This window comes from Micromonospora sp. I033 (genome assembly GCF_053890995.1).
Genome location: NZ_JBSSLX010000350.1, coordinates 1 through 3,400 on the forward strand (window position 1 = coordinate 1; position 3,400 = coordinate 3,400).

The 3,400-nt window shown below is 77.8% G+C and carries 2 protein-coding genes and 1 pseudogene; 1 reads left to right on the forward strand and 2 read right to left on the reverse strand.

Annotation, left to right across the window (positions count from 1 at the left end; translation table 11 throughout):
* Positions 1-147, forward strand: a pseudogene (locus ACW0Q9_RS29870) (cupin); the annotation flags it as partial.
* Between the two features lie 128 nt (positions 148-275).
* Here ACW0Q9_RS29870 and ACW0Q9_RS29875 read toward each other — a convergent pair.
* Together ACW0Q9_RS29875 and ACW0Q9_RS29880 are read right to left on the reverse strand one after the other, a co-directional pair.
* The gene (locus ACW0Q9_RS29875; protein WP_456187011.1) at positions 276-947 is read right to left on the reverse strand and encodes a hypothetical protein; all 672 of its coding nucleotides are present in this window, start codon (positions 945-947) and stop codon (positions 276-278) included.
* Positions 944-3,400: FtsK/SpoIIIE domain-containing protein (locus ACW0Q9_RS29880; RefSeq protein ID WP_456187013.1), on the reverse strand; the 2,457-nt coding region annotated here is incomplete at its 5' end. The genes ACW0Q9_RS29880 and ACW0Q9_RS29875, both read right to left, overlap by 4 nt.

Below are 3,400 nucleotides of genomic sequence, written 5' to 3' on the forward strand. Positions count from 1 at the left end.
CTGCCCGGCACCTGCGAGCCGGCGGTGCGCGCGCTGCTCGCCGGCGAGGTCACCCGGGTCGGCGACCTGCCCGGCCTGGACGACGACGCCGACCGCCTGGTCCTGACCCGCCGCCTCCTCAAGGAAGCCGTCCTGACCCCCGCCTGACCCCGGCTGCCCGGCCGGTGGCCTCCGGCCCGGTGATCATGGGGTTAGCGGCGCGACACGCCGTCGGGCACGCCGCTAACCTCATGATCGACCGCACCGAGGGCCGACCCGGCCCGGCCCGGCCCGGGTCAGCGGGTGATGGTGAGGGTCAGTAGGAGGGCGGTGGTTGCCAGGCCGGCGGCGGCGACCAGGATGATCGGGCGGGGGGTCAGCACGGCGTGCCGGCGGTCGGCGAGCAGCCGGGCCGGCGCCAACCCGACCAGCGGGCCGAGCAGCGTCACCACCAGCGCCAGCACCGGCATGCCGACCGCCAGGTCCCCACCGGAGCCGGCACCCAGCGCCCGTGCCCCCGCGCCCAGGGCGTACGCCACCAGCGCGCCGCCGATGCCGCAGCCGACCAGCAGCGGGTTCGCCGAGCTGGGCAGCTCGCCCGGCTGCCGGGTCCGCTCCAGCAGGTCGCGCACGCCGCGCAGCAGCGGCACCGGGTCGCCGGTGGCGTCGCGGGCCGGCCCGGGCGGGTCGCCCAGCCGCCGGCCGCCGGCGCCGATCCGCGCCCGGAGCTGCGCCCACAGGTGGGTGGCCTCGGCGTCCACCCGCTCCACCATCCGCTGCGCCTCGGCCACCTCCGCCTCGGCCCGCCGCACCTGCTCGGCGGCGTCGGCCACCGCCCGGTCGGCGGCGGCGAGCTGCTGCGCGTACCAGGTGTGCGCCTCGGCGCGTTGGGCGGCTACCCGGGCGGTCACCTCGGCGAGCCGGCGGACCTGGGCGCTGTACGTCTCACTGGAGACCGGTGCGTTCATCGGGAGGGACCATAAGGGATGATCACCTGTCCGGTGCGGTGCACCGCCCGGTCGAAGTAGAGGCCCCGCCACGGGCGGGGGTACCAGTCCGGCCCGCCGGTGCCCGGGTAGAGCGAGGAACCCAGCTCGGCGCCCTGCACGTCGAGCGCCACCCAGGCGCCGATCTGGTCGGTGCGTGCCGCCGGCCCGCCCAGGTCGACCCGCATCCGGGCCACCCCGCGCCACCAGGCCAGCACGTGGGTACGCCGCTCCGGCCCGTCGTGCAGGATCCGGCGCAGCTGCTCCAGCCCGGTCCGCCGGCCGGCCTTCCCGGCGAGCTGCCCGGCCGCCGCGTCCACCGCGTACAGCAGCAGGAAGTGCGGGGTCTGCGGGGTGCCCGGGGCGCCCAGCGCGTCGCCCACCTCGGCCATCAGCTCCGGCACCGTCTCCTCGTCGTACCAGGCGGCGTCGTCGGCCAGGTCCTCGTAGAGGGCGCGGGCGGCCGGGTCGGCGTCCGGGTCGAGGCAGGCGATGGAGAACCGGGCCGTGCCGGGCCGGTACTGCCGGGCGAGCGAGCGGGCGGCGGCGTCGAGCACCGCGCACGCCTCGTCGACCCGGGTGCCGAGCACGGCCAGGTTCCGGCCCGGGGCCCGGGGCAGCCGCAGCGCCGCCGAGCGGGCCTGCACGTCGATGATCTCGCCGAGCAGCGCCACCGGGCTGCGCGGCACCCCCTGCTCGGGCGCGGCCAGCGCGCGGAAGTCGGGCGCCTCGGCCAGCTTCGGGATCGCGTCGCCGTCGAAGAGGCGGGCCGGGGCGGCGTCCTGCGGGCGCATCCGCCACAGCCGGTGCTGGAGTTCGCTCCACGTCTCCCAGTCGCTCGCCGACGGGACGCGGGCCACCTCGTTGCCCTCGACGAGGCCGGACTCGGCGTTGACCACGGCATGGTGGCGGGGGAGTGACTGCGCCGCGTCGTTGCGTTCGGCCAGGATCCGCAGCGCCTTGGGCAGCGCGATGCGCAGGGTGAACTGGGCGACCAGGGCGGGCCGCCCCCACAGCGCCTCGATGCCGCGCACGTCCTGCGAGGCGAGCACCAGGTGGATGCCCTGCGACCGGCCCCGCCGGGCCAGGTCCTCCAGCAGGTCGGCGGCCTCCCGGGCGACCACGTCCCGGCCGGCGAGCAGCGCCTGGAACTCGTCGACCACCGCCACAATCCGCGGCCAGTGCCCGGTCGGGTCCACCGCGCGCAGCTCGGCCAGCTTGGTGACCTCGTGCTTCTTCGCCGCGTCGGCCCGGCGGCGCAGCTCCTCGGCGAGGAAGCGCAGCAGCGCCAGCCCGAACTCCCGGTCGGTGTTCACGTTGATGCCGACCAGTCGCATGTGCGGCAGCCAGCTCGGGTCCCGCCGGCCCTGGGCGAACCGGGCGAAGGACACCCCCTCCTTGAAGTCGAGCAGATAGAACTCCAGCTCGGCGGGGGAGTAGCGGGCGGCCAGCGCGCCGATCCAGGCGAAGATCAGGTTCGTCTTGCCGGTGCCGGACGGGCCGCCGATCAGCGCGTGCGGCGGGTAGTCGCCGAGGGTGAGCAGCACCGGCCGCCCGTGCGGGCCCTCGCCGATCGGCGCGGTCAGCCCGTGCGCCGAGTCCTCCCGCCAGTACTCCCCGGCCGGGGGGAGCAGGTCGGTGAAGGGCGCCGGCGGCGGTCCGGCGTTGACCCGGGAGGCCACCGCGCGGCAGGTCTCGGTGACCAGCGCGGCCGGCGGCGGCGGGTCGAGCACCACCGGCAGCCCGCCGATCCGGGCGTCGTCCGGGTCCACCACCAGCCGGGTGACGGTCGGGCCGTCGGGCAGGTCGATGCCGCGGACCACCAGGTGCACCCCGCAGGCCGCCCCGGTACGCACCACCCGGTCCAGCTGGCCACGCTCGTGCCGGGACAGCTCGTCGCCGCCGAGCAGCACCGCCACCCGCCACGGCTCCGGGCGCCGGCCGGTCGCGGCGGCCAGCTCGCGCAGCGACCCGTACTCGCCGGCCAGCACGGTCTCGTTGATCCGGCGGATCTGCTCCACCAGGTCGTCCAGCAGCCGGCCCAGGCCACCGGGGCCGACGAAGGTGAGCAGCCCGGCGGTGCCGAGCGGGGCGAACCCGGCGAGGCCGCCGCCCAGGTGCTCCGGGTCGTACCCGAAGAGCCGGACCGCGCCGGGGTCGGCCCGGCCGACCGAGCGCAGCAGCAGCGCGGGCACCACCGCGGCCACGCCCTCCCGGTCGCTGCCGGCGAGGTGCACGTGCCCGGCGTCGAGCAGCGGGACCAGCGCCGGCACCGGTTCGGCGCCGGGGATGCGTACCGTGCCGACCCGGACCGCGCCGGGCGGCTCGGCGCGGCCGGCCGGCGTGGCCTGCCAGCGGTCCCACGGCGCGGACGCCGCCCCCGGGGCCTCCCGCTCCGCGGCGGCGGCGGCCCGGCGGGCCAGCTCGGCGATGCG

Excerpts from the sequence above, each read along its gene's own strand:
- ACW0Q9_RS29875 (WP_456187011.1), bottom strand. The coding sequence starts at position 947 with ATGAACGCACCGGTCTCCAGTGAGACGTACAGCGCCCAGGTCCGCCGG.